Source organism: Luteibacter rhizovicinus (assembly GCF_004342265.1).
GTDB classification, from domain to species: Bacteria; Pseudomonadota; Gammaproteobacteria; order Xanthomonadales; family Rhodanobacteraceae; genus Luteibacter; species Luteibacter rhizovicinus_B.
In genome coordinates this window covers 251,392-272,268 of sequence record NZ_SMCS01000004.1, presented here as the reverse complement: position 1 = coordinate 272,268, position 20,877 = coordinate 251,392, and the positions used below count along the sequence as shown (strand labels likewise).

Here is a 20,877-nt window from a genome sequence, read left to right as displayed (position 1 = left end):
AACAAGGCCCGCGTAAACGTATTCAGAGCATCTCTGAGGTCTTATCGGCAGCGATCTCCATGAGTTGAGCGACTTTCGTCACACTTTCCGCACGGAATCGCTCATCGGTTCCACGACGCCGAAGTAACGCGGGAAGACCAGCTGAATCCTGGTGCCCCGTCCGGCTTCGCTTTCCACCTCGATGAAACCGCCCGCCTGGGCCACGCTGCCATACACCTCGGCCAGGCCGAGGCCGCTGCCGCCGGCTCTCGTCGTGAAATAGGGCTCGAAAAGGCGCTGGCGTACCGCTTCGCTCATCCCCTCGCCGCTGTCGCTCACAGCGATGGCGACGTAGCGGCCCGCCCCGCGGTCGCGCAACGAAACGCCCGGCATCGCCACCAACTCCCGAGCGAACAGCTCGATGCGCACCGTACCGCCGGCCGTCATCGCATCGCGAGCGTTCAGGCACAGATTCATGAGCGCCTGCTCGAGGGCGTGACGGTCCAGATACGCGGGGAGCCGCTCCTCGGCCGTTTCGACGACCAATCCAATACGCCCACCCATGCCGTGCCGCGCGAAATCGCCGAACTCGTTGACCACCTGCACCAGGTCTAGCGGTTCCGGATGTGCGGGATGCGTCCTTGCGAACGCAAGGAGGCGGCGTGTCAGCGCCGTCGCATGCCGGGAACCCTCGACGGCATAGCGGAGCATCTTGCGATGCTGGGGAGCCAGCAACTCGATGTCTTCTTCCAGTCCGCTCAGACTGACGATGACGGTCTGCAGCATGTTGTTGAAGTCGTGGGCAATGCCTCCGACCAGTTGCCCGATCGCCTGCTGCCTGTGCGCTTGCCGGGCGCTTTCCTCGGCGAGCCGGCGCGCGGTCGTCGCCATATTCAGCTCGGTACTGACCTGGGCGAGCCGCCGCTCCGCCGCCTCGAGCGCGTCATGCTCGGCCGCCAGGCGCTCCAGCAACGTTCCGTAACGGCTGGTGGCGGATACCGAGCTGGCCACAGTCTCGTTCAATTTGTCCTGCAGCCGTTCGTTGATCGACTCCAGCGCGACCTGGAGTTGCACCCGATCGGTGATGTCGCGGCTGATGACGATGAAATGATCGAACGAGCCGTCGTCGGCCAGCACCGGCGTCACGGACACATCCCACCAGCGCAGCGCGCCGCCGGGCGACGGCCGCGTACAAGCGAACGTCACGCGGGTGCCCGACCGCGCAGTGGCAAGGGAGCGCGCCACCATCTCGCGGGCGTCCGCCGGCCACAGGTCGATCCACGACACGCCCAGTGCATCCGCCGGATTGTCGAACCCGAGCACCGCGGCACCGCGGCCGCCGATGAAACGGATGACACCATCCGGATCGAGCTCCTTTATGCAATCGGCGGAAGCTTCCACGTACTCCCGGTATTTGCCGTCGGTACTGTTCGCCACGAAGGAATGCTCGCTTTTTTTGTGTGTCGACCCGTATGGAGACGCAGCGTCGGCGGAGTGTCAAGTCCGGTTGTCGCCGCGCGGCGTCCATCGTTGTACCAAAGGCGTCACGGTTTACCGACGCGAGGTGGGACACATTCCCGGCCGACGCCTCGCAATGAGATCCCTATGCAGTCAGACGAAGCCACGGTACTCATCGTCGAGGACGACCGGAACGTGCTGGATATCACGGGCTTCATGCTCGAACTGGCGGGCTACCACGTACTCACGGCGTCCAATGCCACCGATGCGCTTTCTGCCGTCCGCGAACATCCGGACATCGGCCTCGTCTTTACGGATGTGAATATGCCCGGCGACATGGACGGCATCGAAATGCTGAACGAACTACGCCGCCTCGGACTGAGCATCCCGGTACTGGTCGTGTCCGGCGACGTGGGCGGCGTAGAGCACCGTATCGGCATCCGCACGTCGTTCCTGCCCAAGCCTTACGACCGCCGTCAGCTTCTCCAGGCCGTGGAAGCGGCGCTGCACAGCTGAGCGCCTAGTCGCGCTCCTCGGCTTCTTCTTCGCCCGGCCGGTCGTCGTCGAATCCGGTCTCCCCTTCCGCGAAGACCGGCGTACCGTCTTCCTCGACATCCAGGACCAGTCCGAGCGCTTTCTCGGCCGCCGCTTCGGCAACGCCGAGTTCGCGGAAACTCCGGTTGTCGTACACCGTGAAGTACTGCGGGAAGCCCGGGCCATTGGGATGAACCGACAGATACGCCGTATAGCGGGAACCGTCCTTGCTGGCGCCAGATCGCATCACAAAGTTCGGGAAGGCGCGTTCGGCCATGGTTCTTTCCAGCACGGGGAGGATGTGAACCGGTAGTTTAGCGCGCGACCACCCCTGCCGTTCAGAAAATGGGCACTTGCTGGGATCACTTTTGTAGGGTATTTCCTACAAGCGTCGACGTCACATTTGTCTGCACGGCGTCACGAAATCGAGCACAGGGGCTCAGTCGATGAACACTTCCACCAAGTACGTGCCGTCCAGGAGGCTGGTCTGGACGGTCGCCGCATTCCTTGCCGTTGTCGGCATGAGCGGCCTGGCTTTCGCACCCAAAGTCGCTGCCGCCGTACCGCGAATGCCTCTTCAGATCGCCTACGCGTGGCTCTGCGCCTCGCTGATCGGTGCCGCCTATGTCGTCGTTACGCTGCGTGACGACGCCGAAGGCGCGAGCCGGGACGACGAAGAGTTCTGAGAAGCGCAAGGACCATAAAAAAGGCCCGGACTAGCCGGGCCTTTTCACTACTGATGCGATGACTCAGGGCCGGCGAGCAAGCTCGCCCTCGTCCTTGGCCACCGGCATCAGGTCCTTCTTCGACACGCCCAGCCACAGCAGGATCGGGCTGGCGACGAAGATCGACGAGAGCGTACCGACCAGGATGCCGATCAGCATCGTGATCGCGAAGCCATGAACCACGGGGCCGCCGATGAAGTACAGCGCGGCCATCGTGATACCCGTGAACAGCGACGTGATGATGGTTCGCGAAAGCGTGCTGTTGATCGAGCGATTCAGCACTTCTTCCGGCGTGGCGTTGCGGCTGACGCGGAACAGTTCGCGAACGCGGTCGAATACGACCACCTTGTCGTTGATCGAATAGCCGACCACCGCAAGCACCGACGCCAGAACCGTCAGGTCGAATTCGCGCTGGGTAAGCGCGAAGATGCCCAGGGTGACCAGCACGTCGTGGACTTCCGTGGCCAGCGCCGCGATGGCGAAGCGCTTCTCGAAGCGGATCCACAGGTAACCCATGATGCCGACGATGACGAAGATCACCGCGACGATACCGTCGCTGCGCAGCTCTTCGCCAACCTGCGGACCGACGAACGAGCGGCTCGTCATACGCACATCCGGACGCGCCGCCTTCAGCGCCGCGACAACGTCCTGCGCGACCTTGCCCGCGGCCTCGTCGCCGGAGAGGCCGGTGGACGCGGTATCGTCCTTGCCCTGCAGGCGTACGGACAATTCGCGCGTGCCGCCCACGGCCTGCACAAGCGTGTTTTCCAGGCCGGCCTTTTCGAGCGCCGTGCGAACGTCGGCGGTGCTGATCGGGTTGTCGTAAGCGACGCCGACCACGATACCGCCGGTGAAGTCCTGGCCGTAATTGAAGCCCTTCCCGAGGATCAGGCCGACCGAGCCCAGCATCAGCAGGATCGCCAGACCGATGCTGAAACGGCGCAGGCCCAGGAAGTTGAAGTTGGAATTGTGGTTGAAGATTTCCATGTCGTTCTCCTGCCCCTTAGACCGACAGCGTCTTGAGCTTGCGGCCGCCGTGGATCAGCGCGGTGATGGCGTGGGTCACGGTCACCGAGGTGAACATGGATGTCAGGATGCCGATGAACAGCGTAACGCCGAAGCCCTTGATCGGACCCGAGCCCATCGTCATCAGACCCAGCGCGGCAAGCAGATGGGTGACGTTGGCATCGAGAATGGTCGCCCATGCCTTGTCGTAACCCGTGCGGATCGCGGCCAGCGGCGAGGAGCCGTTGCGCAGTTCTTCGCGGATGCGTTCGCAGATGAGTACGTTGGCGTCGATCGCCATACCGAGCGTAAGCACGATACCCGCGATACCCGGCATGGTCAGCGTCACACCGATCAGCGACATCACGGCAACGAGCAGCACCAGGTTGAGGAACAGCGCGATGTCGGCGACCAGACCGAAGAGCTTGTAGTAGATCGCAGCGGCCAGCAGCACGAGGCCAAGGCCGATCATCACGGCATTGAAACCCTTCTTGATGTTGTCCGCGCCAAGGCTCGGACCGATGACGCTTTCGGCGACGATGTCGACCGGCGCGGCCAGCGAACCGCCACGCAGCAACAGGGCGAGATCGCGGGCTTCCGAATCGCTCGGCAAGCCGTTGGTCTGGAACTTGCTGCTGAACGGGCTGCTGATGTTCGCGTAGTTGATGACCTCTTCGGTCGTCTTCGGCACCTTCACTTCCTTGCCGTCGATGATCTTCACCTCGTTCACGCGGGTGATGTAGAGCACCGCCATCGGCTTGCCAACGTTCGCGTTGGTGAACTCCGCCATCTTGCGTGCGCCGGAACTGTTCAGCTGGACGTCGACATTCGGCGTACCGTTTTGCTGGTCTCGGCCCGAGTTGGCGTTGATCAACTCGTCGCCGGTCGCGATGATTTTCTTGCTGAGCAGGTACGGACGGCCGTCGCGGCCGTAGTACAGCTTCGCATCGGGCGGCACGCTGCCCGAACGGGCGGCGTCCACTGCCTGCTGCGGGCTGTAGAGGCCGGCGCGGTATTGCAGCGTCGCGGTCGCGCCGATCAGCTTCTTGGCCTCGGCCGTATCCTGGACGCCGGCGAGTTCGACGATGATCTGGCTTTCGCCCTGCTGCTGGATGATCGGCTCGGACACGCCCAGCGCGTTGACGCGATTGCGCAGCGTGCTGACGTTCTGGCGGATGGTGCTCTGGGCCAGTTCGCGCAGCTTTGCCGGCTTGACTGTCGCATTCAGCACGAAACGATCGCCGGTCGTCGGGCCATCGCCGACCTGCAGGTCGGTGTATTCCGTGGAGAGCAGCGTCGCGGCTGCCTGACGGTCCGCGTCGGAACGCAGGATGACGCCAACGCCCTGACCACGCGGATTGCGGTTCACCGAGTCGTACGGGATGTTCTTGTCGCGCAGCAGGGAACGAATGTCCTCGGCGTAACGCGTTTCCTGCGTGTCGACGACCGCGTTCTGGTCCACTTCCATCAGGAAGCGCACGCCGCCCTGCAGATCGAGGCCGAGCGGCATCGAATTGGCATTGATCGAACGAAGCCAGCCGGGCACCGTCGAAGCCAGGTTCAGCGCAACGGTGTACTGCTCGCCCAGCGATTGACGCAACGCATCGCCCGCTTTCGACTGCGAGTCGGCATCGGGGAAGCGCGCGAGCAGGCGCGTGCCGGCGGCGTCGATCTCGACGGACGACACGGGCGTCTTGTTCTGCTGAAGCACCCCTTCGACCTTGGCCTTCAGAGCCGCATCGACGGTAGCACCGCGATTGGCCGATATCTGTACGGCGTTCTGGGGCGGGAAGATATTCGGCAGCGCGTAAACGAGACCGAACAGCAACACGATTACGACCAGCGCATATTTCCAGCGTGGAAAATCAGTCATGCCTTGCATTCCATTAAAGCGGCAACCGAGCCGCGGCAGCGGGCGTCAGGAGTTCTTCAGCGAGTCCTTGGGGAGGACCTGCGAGATAGCGCCCTTCTGCACCTTGATCGACACGTTCGGCGCGATTTCGATGCTGATGAACGACTCGCCCACTTCCGTGATGCGACCGGCGATACCGCCGCTGGTGACCACTTCGTCGCCCTTGGACAGCGCGGAAAGCAGCGCGCGGTGCTCCTTCTGACGCTTCATCTGCGGGCGGATCATCATGAAATAGAAGATGCCGAACAGCACCGCCATCAGGATCAGGGGCGACAGGCCGAACGCGCCATTGGGGGCCGCGACGGCTGGAGCGGCGGCCTGGGCAAGTGTTGCGGAGGTCATGATGCTCATCGGATATCTCGCAAGTTATGGAACGGCCTGAAAAAAATGCCCGTTCGCTGAAAAAGATCGTGGATTATGCCACGCACCCCGGCCCCGTGCACCGGAAGTGAACGGGTTGGGGGCCGCGGGGATCGAACCCAAGCCGGCTGGCGGCCCGGTGGCGGGTCAGCCGTCGACCTCGGCCTTGTGCCGCGCGGCATAGAAGGCGGCGACGAAGTCCTCCAGAACGCCCCGCTCGATGGCGTCCCGCAGACCGGCCATCAGGCGCTGGTAGTGCCGCAGGTTGTGCATCGTGTTGAGCTGGGCGCCGAGGATCTCGTTGCAGCGGTCCAGATGGCGCAGATAGGCCCGGCTGAAGCCGCTGGCGCAGGTGTAGCAGTCGCAGCCCTCTTCGATCACCCGGGTATCCATGGCGAACTTCGCGTTGCGGATGCGCAGGGTGCCGCTGGCCGTGAACAGGAAACCGTTGCGGGCGTTGCGGGTGGGCATCACGCAATCGAACATGTCGATGCCGCGGCGTACCGCCTCGACGATATCCTCCGGCCGGCCCACGCCCATCAGATAGCGCGGACGGTCCTTCGGCAGCATCGGCAGGGTCAGGTCCAGCGTGTGGTTGCGCTCGGCTTCCGGCTCGCCCACGGCCAGACCGCCGATCGCATAACCGTCGAAGCCGATCTCGACCAGCCGCTCGGCCGAACGGTGGCGCAGCTTTTCGTACGTGCTGCCCTGGACGATACCGAACAGCGAGTTGGGATTCTTCAGATCGTCGAACGCCTGCCGCGACCGCTCGGCCCAGCGCAAGCTCAGTTCCATGGAGTCGCCGGCCACTTTCTCCGTGGCCGGATACGGCGTGCACTCATCGAAAATCATCGCGATGTCGGAATCCAGCACCTTCTGGATACGCATGGATTCCTCGGGCGAGAGAAACACCTTCGAGCCGTCGACCGGTGAGGCAAAGGTCACGCCCTCTTCCGTGATCTTGCGCTTGTGCGCCAGCGAAAAGACCTGGAAGCCGCCGGAGTCCGTGAGGATCGGCTTTTCCCATCCGATGAATTTATGCAGCCCACCGAACTCCCCGACGATGTCGAGGCCGGGGCGCAGGAACAGGTGAAACGTGTTTCCGAGAATGATTTCCGCGCCAATATCGTTGATATCGCGCGGCGTCATGGCCTTCACGGAACCGTAGGTGCCCACGGGCATGAACGCGGGCGTTTCCACGGTGCCGCGTTCGAATCGGACGCGGCCGCGCCGGGCCGCGCCATCGGTGGCGAGGAGGTCGAAAGCTAATTGGGTCATGGACATAGTTTAGCCGGTCGAGGCATCACCTGTAGGGGCGCGCTCAAGCGCGCTCCTACAGGGAACGGGCCCTTGCGCCTTCTAAAGTTCTTGCGAAATCGGCCGATGCCCTGAGCAACAGGAACGCGCCCATTCGGGCCGCGACAACGGACGCAGGAGGCCCTGCCCATGAACATCCCACCGACCACCAGTCTGGCTGCCCAGCTATGGGCGGGCGCGGCTGCGGGTACCGCCGGTTCGGTGGATAGCTGGCGTGTCGGTACGTTGCTGTCGGCGAATCTGCTCGGACTGAGCGATCAGGGCCGGTTGTTGCTCCAGGTGGGTGGCATGACGGTCGAGGCCGATGCCGCGGGCACCCAGCTTCCCCAGCAGTTCCAGGTCCGCGTCCTTACCCAGGGCGCACAACCCCAGCTCGAAATCCTGGCCCAGCCGGCCGGCGACCGCATTGCCATGCAAGGACTACGCGATCGGCTGCCTCTGCAGAATGGTTATGCACCGCTGCTCGGCGTACTCAGCGCGCTGGCGCGACGACCCGCTGCCCGCTTGCTGCCCGCGCCGCTACGCACCGCGCTGGCGACGCTGGAAGCCGCTATCAGCAAGCCCGGCGATGTGGGCAGTCCGAGCGGCCTGAAGGAAGCCATCGCACGCAGCGGGCTATTCCTGGAGTCGCGCCTGTCCACGCCCGCGGATGAAGCACCCGCCACCGACGACTGGAAAGCCGCCCTGCTCCAGCTTCGTCGCACGCTGGACGAACTCCCGCCGGCGCGAGCTCGCAGCGGCTTGCCGCCCTCGCTGAGCGACACCGCGCCACCGTTGCGCCAGCGACCGCTGATCGCACAGATGCGTCTGCCTGAGATGTCCACCGAAACCGAAGTCGAGGACCTCGTCGCCCAGTTGCGCGTGAATGTCCGCAGCGCGCTCGCGCGCGTGGAAATCGCCCAACTGGAATCGCCACCGCAGACCGGCGTGTGGATGGTCGAAATTCCGCTGGGCGGCGTTCGCGGATACGACATCCTGCAACTGCGCATCGAGGAATCAGCGCCGCGTCCCGAAGATCGCGAAGGCGCATGGACCGTCGGCTTCGCCGTCGATCTGCCGTCGCTTGGCGCCATACAGGGAGAAATCCAGTTGCGTACGACGCGCGTGTCGGTACGCATCTGGGCGCAGCACGGCCCGACGGTGAGCCGCATCGAAGACGAATTCCTGACGTTGCGCCAGCTACTGGAACGCAGTGGCCTGCAGCTCGACCACCTCAGTTGCATCCATGGCCTGCCCCAGCCAGCCGGCGCGTACAGCGCCGTATTACTCGAAGCCACCGCATGACCGCCAGCCTGCCTTCGCCCCGCCGCAGCGTGACGCTGCGGGTCGCGTCACCCACCGACAGTGGCACCAGCAAACATATCGATGCCGCCGGCGTGAAGGCCATGCTCGATCGCGCCCAGTCGCTGGGGCTGTCGCCGCATCTCGATCCGCAGATAGCGACGCTGCTGGCAGCCGTGAAGCTGCGCGACGATGTACCGACCGAGCTCTATGCGGCGCTGGCGGCGGTGGTGGGTACGTTGCTGTCGGCGGCGCAAGAACAGCGCTGACTTGCGGATCTTCTGGGCAATCGCTGTTCGGCTAATCCGCTCCGTTGGCTTTCGCGCGCAGGCGCGCTCCCACAGAGATCAATAGCGCGTTCCTGTCTTTCTGTGGGAGCGCGCCTGCGCGCGAAAGCCAACGGAGCGATAAAGCCGTAACGCCTCAGTAAACGCCCAGCCCCTGAATCGACGCGACACCCGCATCGAAACCCGCCAGCTCCGCGAATCGCCGACCGCGGTCGGCATAGTCGTGGAACTGATCGAAACTCGGCGCGCCCGGCGACAGCACGACATAGCCGTGACCATCCAGCAACGCGCGGGCTTTGCTCACCGCACCCGCAAGATCGGTCGCGTGATGCACGACCCCGACGCCAGCGGCTTCAAGAGCTGCCGCGATGCGCTCGCCGTTCGCGCCCTGACAGACGATAGCCAACGGCGCATCGACACGCATCGCATCGACGAACACGCTCCAGTCAAGACCGCGATCGTGGCCGCCGACAATAAGCGCGATGCGCTCGCCCTGCAGGCTTTCCAACGCGGCGAGACTGGCTAACGGCGTCGTGCTGATGGAATCGTTGACCCAGCGCAGCCCGTCGCGCTCCCCGAGCGGCTGCAGGCGGTGCGGCAGCGGCGCAAAAGTCGCGAGCGCGGGCGCGGCGGCACGCGCATCGAAACCCATGAGTTCGAGCGCCGCCAATGCGGCACATGCATTGACGGCGTTATGCAGGCCCGGTGCCGTAACGCACGCGGCTTCGATCACACGTTCGTCGCCGCGACGAATCCAGCCATCGGCGACATGCCAGCCCTGCGCGTCGCCGAAACGGTGCACGTCGGGATGCGCCGCAACGTGAGCCAACAGCGTAGGCTGCATCGCGTTCACCAGCACACGGGAAGACGCGCTCGCAAGCTTCAGCTTGTCTTCCAGATAACGTTCGCGCGAACCGTGCCAGTCGAGATGTTCTTCGTAAAGGCTGGTCACGACGCCAAGATCGACGCCACTCGCATCGCCCGTCTGAAAACTCGACAGCTCGATCACCCACAGGCCGGCCTGCGCGTCGTCGAGTTCGAGCAGCGGCAGACCGATATTTCCCGCCAGCGCGGTGCGAACGCCGAGCGAACGTGCCAGATGCGCGATAAGCGCACTGGTCGTGCTCTTGCCCTTCGTACCGGTGACGGCGATGGTGTGCGCGTCGCGATGCGTCGCGAACCACAGTGCCGTTCCCGATGTGAATCGCGTACCGCGTGCAGCCGCCTCCAACAGTTCGGGGCGGTAAGCGGAAATACCGGGCGATTTGATGACGACATCGAACGCCGCGAGTGCGGCCGCGTCGGGTGCGATGTCGTGCACGCGCACGTCGTCGCCGAACGCATGACGTACCGCCTCCACTTCGGACGGCGAACAAAAAAGATCCAACACCTGTCCCGGCAGGTGCGCGCGCAACGCAGTCAGCGCCGCGCGCCCTTCGCGCCCGAATCCCCAGACCGCGATGGCGCGTTGCCGGAGATCAGCCCAGGGCATCCAACGCTCCGCTCAGACGCTGCGGCACCAGATGCGACGCGCCCGGCTCGAGCCAAGGCTCCAGCGCGAGTTCTGCCACGTCCAGTTGCGGGAGGATTTCCCGACGAAAGCGAACGATCAGGGCGTCTTCGCGCCAATCCGGCCGTTGCGACAGCGCATGCATCGCCGCGCGCGCTTCCGCGCCTTCGCCGACGCATTCGAATGGCTTGTGATCCTGGAATTCCAGCAATGCGTCGAATCCGGCCACCTGCGATTCGTCGTCGAGCAGGTTGCGACCGAAGATCGACAGTAAACGCTGCTTGGGCATGAACGGCGCCAGCGCCAGAAAAACGAAATGGCATTTCGGGCACTGCCCGCACCAGCGATCCGCCGGCTTGGGGCCGAGGATACGGAAGTTGCGGTTGCAGCTGGAGAACACTTCGAAATACGGCGCACCGAGCCGCGCGAACGCGCTCGTCACCGCCAGTTCCGAATACGGCCGCAACAGCGAGCAATAATCGAGATCGCTGGCGACGTGTCCGTGCAGATAGTCGTGCAGGGATTTTTCGAAACCGAAGCCCTTGCTCCACTGGTGGTTCACTTCCTGCCCCTCGTACTCAAGGGTGGCGACGGATGCCGAACGCTCGTTGGCGAACACGATGCTGTCGTAGCCATAAAGGATGGCGGCCAGCACCAGGATCGCCGAATTCACCGCGGTCACCGGAATGTGGCCGTTCCAGGCACCCATGCGATTAAGCTCGAATAAACCCGGCGCCAGTTCGCGCGCGATGTTCAGCGTGGTCAGGCCCGTGCGTTCGGCGCAGGTGGCGATCAGGGGCGAGTTGCCTACCCATACGGCCGTCGCTTCCGCGCCGATCGATTTGATCGCCTCGACGGCCACGACCGAATCCTTGCCGCCACCGATCGGCACGAGCGAACGCTGCGGCAATCCGATAGCACCCGCACGCGCCGGACGCGTACCACCGGTCGGAAAACGCACGCGGCCACGCAGGTCGAGGCGGTTGCGATAGGCGAACTCGGCCAGACCGTGCAGATACAGCGAGTCCAGCAAGGTCGCGGTGTCCTCGTCGGGCGTCCAGCCTTCGACGACGATCCGTTCCGGAATACCGGCCTTGTAGTAACTGACGCCGGCGACCAGATGCAGCAATCGCAATGCCGCCTCGAACGCACCCGCCCGTTCGGCCGGAACGGTCGGCGCGCCGGGGAACGTCACCCGCTCGATCAGCTCCGGGCCATCGTCGAAGGCATAGACCAGTTCGGCGACGCCATCGGCGAACCCGTGGCGAACGAAACGGAAGGATGCGGCGTTGCGGGGATCGGCGAAGCTACTCATGGAAGCAATACCTCGTCGGCTTCGTCGCGCAGGTTGTAGCGCGACGACATCACCGCACCATACGCCCCTCCCTGTCCGATCAGGATCACGTCGTCTTCCTTCGATTCGGGCAAACGACGATCCGAGCCGAGCACGTCGCCGGATTCGCAGATGGGACCGACGATCTGATACATCGTCGTGGCCGGTTCGCCGAACCGGGTGAGGTTGGCGATCTCGTGCCACGCGTCGTAAAGCGCGGGACGAATAAGACTGTTCATGCCCGTGTCCAAGCCGAGGTAACGCACGTTGGCGCCCTTCTCCTTGTCCTGGGTGACGCGCGCAAGCAGCACGCCCGCATCGGCCACCAGGAAACGGCCCGGCTCCATCCACACCTGGAACTGCGGATACGCCTGACGTACCGATTTCAGCACACGGTCCAGCGCACTCATATCCAGCGGCGTTTCGCCCGGGTGCGAAGGCACGCCGAGTCCGCCACCGATGTTCAGGATGGAAATGCTGCCGATACGTTCGGCCAGCGCGGCGAGCTGCGAATAGACCTCGCCCCAGTGCGCCGCATCGAGAATGCCCGAGCCCAGATGGGCATGCAGGCCGATAACGCGCGCGCCCGCCGCATCGGCAAGACGCAGGAAGCGATCGATATGTTCGATGGGTACGCCGAACTTGCTGCCCGTGCCGCCCGTGCGCACTTTCTCGTGATGGCCAAGGCCCCGACCGAGGTCGACGCGAAGCATGATGTCGCGACCGGCGAACAGATCGCCCCAGTGTTCGATGGGATGCAGCGCGTCGATACCGATGGTCGCGCGCGTCGCCAGTGCGGCGACGAAGTCGCGGCGCGCGGCGAAGTTCGGCGTGAACAGGATCGGCGCCGTCTCCGGCACCGCCGCCTGCACGACGGCCAGCTCGCCCGGCGACACGCATTCGAACGCCATGCCTTCCTCGGCCAGCGCTTTCAGAATGCCCGGATGCGTATTGGCCTTGACGGCGTAATGGACGCGATCGATAGCGGAGAGGGTTTTCAGTCGACGCGCCTGCGCACGGATCGTGGGCAGGTTGTAGACGTAACGCGGCGTGCGTTCCTGCGCCAGCTCAAGCAGTTTCGGACGCTCGGCCTGCCACCACTGCGCAGGGGGCAACACCTGCTCGCCGGTACCGTAAAGCGCCTGCCAGCTCGGTCCGAACAACAGGCTGTCGTCGGTGCGCAACGCGCCGGCGCCGATCAGCAGTTCGTGCAGTCGCGGCAGCATGTCGTCCACTACGTCCTCGTCGACCACGAAGGTCAGGTTGAGATTATTGGACGACTGGGAAATCAGGTGCACGCGCAGCTGACCGAACTCGGCCAGCACGCCGGACAGCTTGTGCAGCATCGAGCGCATGCCGCGACCGACCAGCGTGATCGCGGCGCATGGCGCAATGACCTTCACCCGGCACACGCGCGCCAGGTCGGCGGCCAGCGCGGCGATCGCGTCCGAATCGAGCAGGTTCTCGGTCGGATCGAGCGAGACCGTAACGTTGGTTTCGGCCGAACCGATAAGGTCGACGGAAAGACCGTGGCGCTTGAACGCATCGAACACGTCGGCGAGGAAGCCGACCTGTTGCCACATGCCCACGGATTCCATCGAGATCAGCGTAATGCCTTTGCGTGCGCTGATGGCCTTGATGCTGGGCGCATGCTCGCGCACTTCGGGACCGATGGACGTGCCTTCCAGCTCGGGCCGGTTGGTGTCCTTGATCAGCAACGGCACGCGCGGTTCGCGCAACGGCGACAGGCAGCGCGGATGCAGCACCTTGGCGCCGGTCGATGCGATTTCCTGGGCTTCTTCGTAATCCAGACGCTGCAACAGACGCGCACCGGCCACCTGACGCGGATTGGCGCTGAACATGCCCGCGACGTCGGTCCAGATTTCCACGCGTTCGGCGCGCAACAGGGCACCGAAGTAAGCGGCCGATGTATCCGATCCGCCGCGACCGAGCAGCACCGTGCGGCCTTCCACATCGCGCGCGATGAAGCCCTGCGTGATGAAGACCTCGCCCAGCGAGGCGAGGCGCGCGGACAGTTCCGCGTCGTAGTGCGGTTCGACCATCGCCGAGAGCAGACGCGTGCGCTCGTTCTGGTTCGGCAGCGCGACGGATGCGAGGCAATCGCGCGCATCCAGCCATGCCGTCGTCAAACCGTTGGCACTGAGAAAAGCCGCACCAAGAGCGCTGGACATCAGTTCGCCGTGCGCCTGCACCCGGGCCTGCCACGCCAGCTCGCCGAGTTCGGCGGCGCCGGCGTCGGCCAGTGCCGCCAGATCGGCCAGCCGCGCACCCAGGGTTTCGGGCATGGCCAGCGCCATGTCGGCAAGCAGCGTGTGGTGGCGATCGGCCAGTGCGGCGGCCGCTTCCGAGCGGCGTTTCGATTCAGTGTGCGTGCAAAGCTGTTTCAGGCCATCGGTAATGCCGGACAGTGCCGACACCACGATCAGCACGCGGGCGCCTTCGGCGCGACGCGATGCTGCGAGTTCGAGGATATTGCGCCAGCGCGCAACGGTGGCGACGCTGGTGCCGCCGAACTTCATGACGATCCAGGGCGCGTTGGCGGGCAACGGCGCTATTGCGTTTTCGCTCACTGAGGAATCTTGCCGGTTGGGGGGAATGGAAGTCCGGGAGTGTTGCGCTGCAAGGCGAAAAAGGCAACGAGAGCCCCCCGCTCTTGCCCCTCACGCCCCTCCCCGCCATGCTTCACGGTCACTCCCAACGAAGCCGCCAAATGTCCTCCACCGGGTACGTCCGTCGTCTTACGCTCATGGATGCCGCGCTGATCGTCGTCGGCGGCATCATCGGCGGTGGCATCTTCGTCAATCCGTATATCGCGGCGCAGCGGACATCGTCCGGCCTGATCCTGCTCCTGCTGTGGGTGGGTGGCGGTCTGCTGACCCTGATCGGCGCCCTCTGCTATGCGGAACTCGGCGCGCGCCGGCCGCAGGCGGGCGGCAGCTACGTCTATCTGCGCGAAGCGTTCGGACGCCCCGCGGGGTTCCTGTTCGGCTGGACCATGCTGCTCGTTATCTACAGCGGCAGCAGCGCGGCGGTGGCGACCATTTTCGCCCTGTACGCGACACCGGCTCTCGGCCTGCCCCCGTCCATGACCCAGCCGTTGACGGTCGGGGCGCTGGTCTTCGTCACGGGACTCAACCTGTTCGGCATCCGCTTCGGCGCCCAGGTACAGAACGTCTTCGCCATCCTGAAACTCACCGCCGTGGCGGTGCTGGTAGTGACCGGCCTGGCCTTCGCCGGCGCGGGCAGCACCCAGGCGCTGGCCGCCGATCCGACCGTGAGCGACGTCGGTTTCGTCGGCGCGTTGCTACCGGTGCTCTTCGCGTATAGCGGCTTTACCTATCTGAACAATCTGGCGGGCGAGGTGCGCGATCCGCAGCGCACGCTGCCGCGCGCCCTGTTCCTCGGCATGATCGTCGTCGTCGCCGCCTATACCCTGACGAACTTCGCGTACCTGTCGGTACTGGGCCACGGCGGTCTGGCGGAAAGCCGCGCACCCGCCGCGGATGTCATGCGCCGGGTCTTCGGCGAGCCAGGCGCGAAAGTCATCGCGATCGGCATTGCCATATCGGCCCTGGGTTTCTGCAATATCACCCTGGTCGCCGGCGCCCGCGTGCTTCAGGTCATGGGCGACGACGGCATGTTCTTCAAAATCGTCGCGCGCCTGCATCCGCGCTACCACACGCCGAATATCGCCCTGGTGCTGCTCAGCGGCTGGGCTATCGTCCTGGCGATGACGACCGACTTCGAGCAGTTGCTGAACTTCGCCACGTTCGGCGACTGGTCCGCCTGCGCTATCACCGTCGCCACGCTGTTCTGGTACCGCATGCGCGACCGCGAAGTGCCGGCCTTCCTGACACCCGCCTACCCGCTGCTGCCGGTGCTGTTCCTTATGACCGTGGTCGGCGTGGTGGTGGCCACCGCCATCAAGAACCCGCTCAGCGCCGGTGTCGTCGGCCTGATCGTGGTGGCGGGCATACCGGTTTACTTCGTATGGCGTCGCCTGTTCAGTAAAGTCGCTCACTAAACACATACACCGATGCGACAATGACGGCGCTCGAGTGAGGAAACCGAATGGCACAGCAAGGCCCGACCGCCCCAGTCCCCGTACCGAAAGCCGGCAGCACCCCGCCGGTGTCCAAGCCCGTGCGCGAAGGCATCGACCTGGTCGTCAACGACAAGCTCTACCGGCACACGGGCGACAAAACGATGCCCCTGCTCTGGTATCTGCGTGACGAACTGCGCCTGACCGGCGCCAAATACGGCTGCGATCAGGGCGACTGCGGCTTCTGCACCGTGCTGGTCGAAGGCAAGGCCGTGGCCTCCTGCACCACGAAGATGGAAAAGCTCGCCGGCAAGCGCGTCACCACCGTGGAAGGCCTGGCCGACGGCCAGGGCAAGCTGCATCCCGTGCAGCAGGCCTGGATCGACGAGGACGCCACCATGTGCGGTTATTGCCAGCCGGGCCAGCTGATGGCGGCGGTCGACCTGCTCTCGCGCCAGAAGAATCCATCCGACGCGGACATCGACAAGATCGGCAACCTGTGCCGCTGCGGCAGCTACGGGCGTATTCGCAAGGCGATCAAACGCGCCGCGGCGACCATGAAGGACGCCAAGGCATGAGTGGACAGGTCCAGATCTCGCGCCGCCGTTTCCTGCAGTTCGCCGCCGGCGCCGCCGGTGCGCTCATCGTCGGCGTGGGCAGCGCGTCGGCATTCGATCGCCCCGTACCGCTTGGCCTGCTCGGCGACGCGTGGTCCCAGCTTGGCCCGTACCTGCGCATCGCGGCGGACGGCCGCATCTATATTGGCGTGCGCGATCCCGACAACGGCGAAGGCACGGCAACATCGCTCGCGCGCATCATCGCGGACGAACTCGATGCCGACTGGTCGCAGGTCGTGGTCGAGCAGTTGGGCCTCGGCATCGAAGAGGGCAACGGCGAACCTCGCTGGATTTATGGACGGCAGCACAGCGGCGATGCCAGCAGCATCCCCGCCGCATGGGCCGATCTGCGACAGGCTGGCGCGCTGGCGCGCTGGCTGCTGTTCCAGGCGGCCGCCCGCCGCCTCGGCGTACCGGCGGAACAGATCCGTGGCGCCAAGGGGGCCGTGCTTGCTCCGGACGGCCGTCGCCTGCCCTACGGCGACCTTGCCGCTGCGGCTGCCGCATTGCAGGCGCCGTCCGAAGCTCCCCCCGTCAAATCCGCCGATCGTTACACGCTGATCGGTCAGCCCGCCGGTGACGTCAACGCCCATGACATTGTCACCGGCCGGCAGAAATATGCCATCGACGAGATGCTGGGCGATGCGGTCGTTGCCGTGCTTTCGCGCTGCCCCTTCCCCGGCGGCACGCTGGACAGCGCCGATCGCGACGCGGCAAAGAAAGTCGATGGCGTCTACGACGTCATCGACATCCAGCCCGAACAGGGCCAGCAGTCGGGATACACGCCGCAGGCGGTGGGCATCGCCGTGCTGGCGAGGGACACCTGGGCGGCATTGCAGGGACGCGTGGCACTGAAGGCCACGTGGAAAGCGGGCGCCAGCGCCGAGCCAAACACCGGTGCGCTGGAGCAGCATGCCGTCGCCATGTTCGACGACGAATCGGTACAACCCTCGATCGTGCGCAACGACGGCGACATCGCTACCGCGCGCAAGAAAGCCGCGCGAGCGCTCGAAGCCACGTACTTCCAGCCCTGGGTGGCCCACGCCACCGCCGAACCGCCGAACTGCATCGTCCGCCTCGATCCCGATACCAGCGTCACGCTGATCGCGGCCACGCAGGCGCCACGTCAGGCCTATGCCGTCGTGCAGCGACTGACAGGATTCAAGCCCGACCAGATCGATATCCGCGTACCGCGCGGCGGCGGCGGCTTCGGTCGTCGCCTGCAACACGACTACGTCGCCGAAGCGATGCTGATCGCGCTGGCGAAAAAATCCACCGACATTCGTACGCGAGCGATCAAGGTCATCTGGACGCGCGACGAAGACCTCGCCCACGATTTCTATCGCCCGCTGGCCGTGCATCGCCTGAACGCATCCATCGACGCGAAGAAGAAGATCGCCGGTTGGCACCAGCGCATGGCCAGCCCGTCGATCCAGAAGGGTCGAGGCGTCGCCGACAATCGTCTCTGGCAGTCGGAACTGATGCCCGACGCGCTGCCGGCCGGCCTCGTACCGAATTTCCGCAGCGACTGGTACTCGCTGGACTCCCAGTTGCCACGCGGTGAATGGCGCGGCTCGCCGCACGTCACACCGACGTTCGCGACCGAATGCTTCATCGACGAAATCGCGCACTCGCTGAAAGCCAACCCGCTCGACTATCGCCTGGCCATGCTCGGCGACGCGCACCAGCTTCCGTACAACGGCCGCGGCGGTCCGATCGATACCGCACGCCTTGCGAACGTGTTGCGGATGGCCGCTGAAAAGATCGACTGGACTCGCTGGCTGCGTAGCGAGAACGGTCTGGGCATCGCCTGTGCGTATGTGTGGGGCGCTTATGTCGCGCATGCGATCGAGGTCGCTCCCACCGCCGACGGCATCGATATCCAGCGCGTCGTCTGTGCGGTGGACGTGGGCCGCGTGGTCAACCCCTCCGGTCTGGAAGCACAGATCGCCGGCGCCACGATGGATGCGCTGTCCACCGCGATGAACCTGGCTATCACCGTTAAGGACGGTCAGGTCCAGCAGCGCGGTTTCCGGGACTACCCTTTGTCCGCCACGGCACAGATGCCCAACGAGGTCGAAGTAGCCATCGTCTCGTCGACCGCCGATCCGACGGGCGCCAGCGTCATGGGCGTACCTTCGACCGCGCCGGCACTGGCCAACGCCGTCTTCCGCGCCACCGCGGTGCGTATACGCAGACTGCCGCTGTTACGCGAGCTCGCCCGACTACGCTGACGGAATCGCCATGACCTTCGCATCCTTTTCTCCGGAAACGCCGGGCCCACGTACGGATGCGGATCTGATCGGCAGCAACCGGCGCTTTTACGATGCGCTCTGGCGCGACGCGAAACTGTTCGCGCCGGAGCGATTCAATACGTGGCCGCTCGTCGCCGAACTGGCCGCGACGTCAACATCGCGACTGGAGGTCGCGCCGGGTTTGCGGCCACGCCTGCCACTGGTCGATACCCAATTCGTCGATCTCAGCCGTCCCGCGCTGACGGAACTCGGCCGTCACGGCGCTCATGTCGCCCAGGCGATGATCGGTGCGCTGCCCTTCGTCGACAACAGCTTCGATTTCGTCTGCGCCTTCGACATCCTCGAACACGTGGTGAACGACGAAGGCGCACTCGGCGAGCTTGCGCGTGTCGCCCGCCCCGGTGCTTCGCTGCTGCTGTCGGTTCCGCTGCATCCTTCCGCATGGAACGCGTTCGACGAATTCGTGGGCCATTACCGGCGCTACGAACCGGCCGCCGTGACGGAGCTTCTCGCCCGCCACGGCTTCGTTATCGAACGCAGCGCCGTGTACGGCATGCAGCCGAAATCGTCGAAGCTGCTCGATCTGGGCCAGTGGTTCCTGACCCATCGCAGGGCCCGCGCCATGTGGTGGTACAACAAAGTCTTCATGCCGCTGGGCGTGCGGTTCCAAAAGCCCCTGGCCCTGAAAGACGGGTTCGTGGCGGGCCCGGAAGTGGACGAGATCCTGCTGGTCTGCCGCAAGCGGGCTTAACCCCTGCGAGCGCTCCTGCGTCAAACATCGCCAGGAATACCCCCCAACACCTACCTTTCCCCAATCAAACCAAAGCCTTAACACGTGGTGCACCGCCACAAGCTAAGATGCGCCACCTTCCCCATCCCCCCGGACGCTCTGCATGCTCTACCTCATGCACGAATGGCAACGCTCGATGCTCGGCCCCCTGACCTACTGGGCCGAAGCGAGCGCGAAAATGTTCGGCGATAGCGGCAGCTTTATTTCCCGCATGCCCGGCGCGGATCGCGCGGCGGCGGGATACGAACTGATGTACCGCCTGGGCAAGGCGTACGAGAAGCCCGAATTCGACATCCACAGCGTGCAGGCGCACGGCCACGAAGTGGCTATCGTCGAACAGGTGTCGATGGCCAAGCCGTTCTGCACGCTGAAGCGCTTCAAGCGTTTCAGCGACGATCAGGCGACGGTCGACAAGATGAAAAACGATCCGGCGGTGCTGGTCGTCGCGCCGCTGTCCGGTCACCATTCCACCCTGCTGCGCGACACGGTGCGCACGCTGCTGCGCGACCACAAGGTATACATCACCGACTGGGTCGACGCGCGCATGATTCCGGTCGACGAGGGCTCGTTCGGTCTCGCCGATTACGTTGCGTACATCGAAGAATTCATCCGCCATGTCGGCGTGCATCGCGCGCACGTGGTGTCCGTGTGCCAGCCGACCGTGCCGGTGCTCGCTGCCGTCTCATTGATGGCCGCGCGCGGCGAAGCCACGCCGGCGACGCTCACGCTGATGGGCGGCCCGATCGATACCCGTCGCAGTCCGACCAGTGTCGACAACCTCGCCACCACACGTCCGCTGTCGTGGTTCCGGAACCAGCTGATCCATAAGGTGCCCTGGCAGTATCCGGGTGCCGGCCGCGCGGTATATCCGGGCTTCCTGCAGCATGCGGGCTTCATCGCCATGAATCCCAGCCGTCATGTCATGTCGCACTGGGACTTCTACGAGAACCTGCGCAAAGGCGATCTCGACGACGCCGAAGCGCACCGCAAGTTCTACGACGAATACAACGCCGTGCTGGACATGCCGGCCGAGTATTACCTCGACACCATCGAAACCGTTTTCCAGGAACATCGTCTTCCGATGGGTACCTGGGAAATCGACGGCGAACTGGTCCGTCCCGCGAAGATCAAGGGCACGGCCCTGCTGACGATCGAAGGCGAACTCGACGACATCTCCGGCGCGGGCCAGACGGAAGCGGCGCACGATCTGTGCAGCGGTATCGCGAAGAAGAGCCGCAAGCACATCACTGTCGCGGGCGCCGGACATTACGGCATTTTCAGCGGCCGTCGCTGGCGCGAAACGGTGTATCCGGATGTGCGCGATTTCATCAAGCGCTTCGATCGCGGTAATAGCTCGACGGGCGCCAAGGGTCCGAAGAAAGGCTGATCCGTACCGCGCAAGCGCGCGCTCTGTCTCCCTGTGGGAGCGCGCCTGCGCGCGAAAGCCAACA

General features: G+C 64.7%; 18 protein-coding genes. 9 read left to right on the top strand and 9 right to left on the bottom strand.

What is annotated here, in order from left to right; all coding sequences use genetic code 11:
- Window positions 1–78 precede the first annotated feature (78 nt).
- Window positions 79–1,416, bottom strand: a complete 1,338-nt coding sequence (locus EC912_RS12055; RefSeq protein ID WP_132144327.1) for a two-component system sensor histidine kinase NtrB — start codon at window positions 1,414–1,416, stop codon at window positions 79–81.
- A 168-nt stretch (window positions 1,417–1,584) separates the two neighbouring features.
- Between EC912_RS12055 and EC912_RS12050 the strand changes: the two genes are divergently transcribed.
- Window positions 1,585–1,953 carry a response regulator gene (locus EC912_RS12050; protein WP_165973580.1) on the top strand — a complete coding sequence of 123 codons (369 nt, stop codon included), beginning with the start codon at window positions 1,585–1,587 and terminating at the stop codon, window positions 1,951–1,953.
- 4 nt (window positions 1,954–1,957) lie between these two features.
- Here EC912_RS12050 and EC912_RS12045 read toward each other — a convergent pair whose 3' ends face one another.
- On the bottom strand, window positions 1,958–2,248 hold the full coding sequence (locus tag EC912_RS12045) for a hypothetical protein (protein WP_132144317.1): 291 nt from the start codon (window positions 2,246–2,248) through the stop codon (window positions 1,958–1,960).
- 169 nt (window positions 2,249–2,417) lie between these two features.
- Between EC912_RS12045 and EC912_RS12040 the strand changes: the two genes are divergently transcribed.
- Window positions 2,418–2,657 (top strand): hypothetical protein, encoded by a 240-nt coding sequence (locus EC912_RS12040; RefSeq protein WP_132144315.1) that lies wholly within the window; start codon window positions 2,418–2,420, stop codon window positions 2,655–2,657.
- A 63-nt stretch (window positions 2,658–2,720) separates the two neighbouring features.
- On the opposite strand, the gene secF is transcribed toward EC912_RS12040, so the two are convergent.
- The 4 genes from secF to tgt all read right to left on the bottom strand — a co-directional run bounded on the left by secF (window position 2,721) and on the right by tgt (window position 7,251).
- A complete protein-coding gene (gene secF, locus EC912_RS12035; RefSeq protein WP_132144313.1) occupies window positions 2,721–3,683 on the bottom strand; it encodes a protein translocase subunit SecF in 963 nt (320 codons plus the stop codon).
- Window positions 3,684–3,699: 16 nt separating this feature from the next.
- Window positions 3,700–5,574 carry a protein translocase subunit SecD gene (secD, locus tag EC912_RS12030; protein ID WP_132144311.1) on the bottom strand — a complete coding sequence of 625 codons (1,875 nt, stop codon included), beginning with the start codon at window positions 5,572–5,574 and terminating at the stop codon, window positions 3,700–3,702.
- 45 nt (window positions 5,575–5,619) lie between these two features.
- A complete protein-coding gene (gene yajC / locus EC912_RS12025) occupies window positions 5,620–5,964 on the bottom strand; it encodes a preprotein translocase subunit YajC (RefSeq protein WP_132144310.1) in 345 nt (114 codons plus the stop codon).
- Between the two features lie 156 nt (window positions 5,965–6,120).
- Window positions 6,121–7,251, bottom strand: a complete 1,131-nt coding sequence (gene tgt, locus EC912_RS12020) for a tRNA guanosine(34) transglycosylase Tgt (protein ID WP_132144308.1) — start codon at window positions 7,249–7,251, stop codon at window positions 6,121–6,123.
- A 168-nt stretch (window positions 7,252–7,419) separates the two neighbouring features.
- Here tgt and EC912_RS12015 point away from each other — a divergent pair, with 168 nt between their 5' ends.
- Together EC912_RS12015 and EC912_RS12010 are read left to right on the top strand one after the other, a co-directional pair.
- On the top strand, window positions 7,420–8,574 hold the full coding sequence (locus EC912_RS12015) for a flagellar hook-length control protein FliK (protein WP_132144306.1): 1,155 nt from the start codon (window positions 7,420–7,422) through the stop codon (window positions 8,572–8,574).
- Window positions 8,571–8,840 (top strand): flagellar biosynthesis protein, encoded by a 270-nt coding sequence (locus tag EC912_RS12010; RefSeq protein ID WP_132144304.1) that lies wholly within the window; start codon window positions 8,571–8,573, stop codon window positions 8,838–8,840. Before EC912_RS12015 ends, EC912_RS12010 begins: the two co-directional genes overlap by 4 nt.
- A 154-nt stretch (window positions 8,841–8,994) precedes the next feature.
- Here EC912_RS12010 and murD read toward each other — a convergent pair whose 3' ends face one another.
- Genes murD through EC912_RS11995 form a run of 3 tightly spaced genes read right to left on the bottom strand, consistent with a single transcriptional unit; the run spans window position 8,995 to window position 14,241 of the window.
- Window positions 8,995–10,350 carry a UDP-N-acetylmuramoyl-L-alanine--D-glutamate ligase gene (murD, locus tag EC912_RS12005; protein WP_132144302.1) on the bottom strand — a complete coding sequence of 452 codons (1,356 nt, stop codon included), beginning with the start codon at window positions 10,348–10,350 and terminating at the stop codon, window positions 8,995–8,997.
- Window positions 10,337–11,683 carry a UDP-N-acetyl-alpha-D-muramoyl-L-alanyl-L-glutamate epimerase gene (gene murL, locus EC912_RS12000; RefSeq protein WP_132144300.1) on the bottom strand — a complete coding sequence of 449 codons (1,347 nt, stop codon included), beginning with the start codon at window positions 11,681–11,683 and terminating at the stop codon, window positions 10,337–10,339. The genes murD and murL overlap by 14 nt, the downstream gene beginning before the upstream one ends.
- Entirely contained in the window at window positions 11,680–14,241 is a 2,562-nt protein-coding gene (locus tag EC912_RS11995) for a bifunctional aspartate kinase/diaminopimelate decarboxylase (RefSeq protein ID WP_132144677.1), read from the bottom strand. Before EC912_RS11995 ends, murL begins: the two co-directional genes overlap by 4 nt.
- Before the next feature lie 191 nt (window positions 14,242–14,432).
- On the opposite strand from EC912_RS11995, the gene EC912_RS11990 reads away from it, so the two are divergent.
- From EC912_RS11990 to EC912_RS11970, 5 genes are all read left to right on the top strand, one after another.
- Window positions 14,433–15,746, top strand: a complete 1,314-nt coding sequence (locus EC912_RS11990; RefSeq protein ID WP_132144298.1) for an amino acid permease — start codon at window positions 14,433–14,435, stop codon at window positions 15,744–15,746.
- Window positions 15,747–15,793: 47 nt separating this feature from the next.
- On the top strand, window positions 15,794–16,342 hold the full coding sequence (locus EC912_RS11985; protein ID WP_132144296.1) for a (2Fe-2S)-binding protein: 549 nt from the start codon (window positions 15,794–15,796) through the stop codon (window positions 16,340–16,342).
- Entirely contained in the window at window positions 16,339–18,615 is a 2,277-nt protein-coding gene (locus EC912_RS11980) for a xanthine dehydrogenase family protein molybdopterin-binding subunit (RefSeq protein ID WP_132144294.1), read from the top strand. The genes EC912_RS11985 and EC912_RS11980 overlap by 4 nt, the downstream gene beginning before the upstream one ends.
- Window positions 18,616–18,625: 10 nt before the next feature.
- Window positions 18,626–19,387: a class I SAM-dependent methyltransferase gene (locus tag EC912_RS11975; RefSeq protein ID WP_132144292.1), complete on the top strand. Its 762-nt coding sequence runs from the start codon at window positions 18,626–18,628 to the stop codon at window positions 19,385–19,387.
- 142 nt (window positions 19,388–19,529) lie between these two features.
- Complete coding sequence (locus EC912_RS11970; RefSeq protein WP_132144290.1) at window positions 19,530–20,813, top strand: polyhydroxyalkanoate depolymerase; 1,284 nt, start codon at window positions 19,530–19,532, stop codon at window positions 20,811–20,813.
- The last annotated feature ends 64 nt before the right edge of the window (window positions 20,814–20,877 follow it).

What these genes read in the sequence shown, in the direction of transcription:
- EC912_RS11975 (WP_132144292.1), top strand. Translation starts at nt 18,626, where the DNA reads ATGACCTTCGCATCCTTTTCTCCGGAAACGCCGGGCCCACGTACGGAT.
- tgt (WP_132144308.1), bottom strand. Translation starts at nt 7,251, where the DNA reads ATGACCCAATTAGCTTTCGACCTCCTCGCCACCGATGGCGCGGCCCGG.
- EC912_RS11995 (WP_132144677.1), bottom strand. Translation starts at nt 14,241, where the DNA reads ATGAAGTTCGGCGGCACCAGCGTCGCCACCGTTGCGCGCTGGCGCAAT.
- EC912_RS12010 (WP_132144304.1), top strand. Translation starts at nt 8,571, where the DNA reads ATGACCGCCAGCCTGCCTTCGCCCCGCCGCAGCGTGACGCTGCGGGTC.
- EC912_RS11980 (WP_132144294.1), top strand. Translation starts at nt 16,339, where the DNA reads ATGAGTGGACAGGTCCAGATCTCGCGCCGCCGTTTCCTGCAGTTCGCC.
- EC912_RS12040 (WP_132144315.1), top strand. Translation starts at nt 2,418, where the DNA reads ATGAACACTTCCACCAAGTACGTGCCGTCCAGGAGGCTGGTCTGGACG.
- murD (WP_132144302.1), bottom strand. Translation starts at nt 10,350, where the DNA reads ATGCCCTGGGCTGATCTCCGGCAACGCGCCATCGCGGTCTGGGGATTC.
- EC912_RS11985 (WP_132144296.1), top strand. Translation starts at nt 15,794, where the DNA reads ATGGCACAGCAAGGCCCGACCGCCCCAGTCCCCGTACCGAAAGCCGGC.
- EC912_RS11970 (WP_132144290.1), top strand. Translation starts at nt 19,530, where the DNA reads ATGCTCTACCTCATGCACGAATGGCAACGCTCGATGCTCGGCCCCCTG.
- secF (WP_132144313.1), bottom strand. Translation starts at nt 3,683, where the DNA reads ATGGAAATCTTCAACCACAATTCCAACTTCAACTTCCTGGGCCTGCGC.
- EC912_RS12045 (WP_132144317.1), bottom strand. Translation starts at nt 2,248, where the DNA reads ATGGCCGAACGCGCCTTCCCGAACTTTGTGATGCGATCTGGCGCCAGC.
- murL (WP_132144300.1), bottom strand. Translation starts at nt 11,683, where the DNA reads ATGAGTAGCTTCGCCGATCCCCGCAACGCCGCATCCTTCCGTTTCGTT.
- yajC (WP_132144310.1), bottom strand. Translation starts at nt 5,964, where the DNA reads ATGAGCATCATGACCTCCGCAACACTTGCCCAGGCCGCCGCTCCAGCC.
- EC912_RS11990 (WP_132144298.1), top strand. Translation starts at nt 14,433, where the DNA reads ATGTCCTCCACCGGGTACGTCCGTCGTCTTACGCTCATGGATGCCGCG.
- secD (WP_132144311.1), bottom strand. Translation starts at nt 5,574, where the DNA reads ATGACTGATTTTCCACGCTGGAAATATGCGCTGGTCGTAATCGTGTTG.
- EC912_RS12050 (WP_165973580.1), top strand. Translation starts at nt 1,585, where the DNA reads ATGCAGTCAGACGAAGCCACGGTACTCATCGTCGAGGACGACCGGAAC.
- EC912_RS12015 (WP_132144306.1), top strand. Translation starts at nt 7,420, where the DNA reads ATGAACATCCCACCGACCACCAGTCTGGCTGCCCAGCTATGGGCGGGC.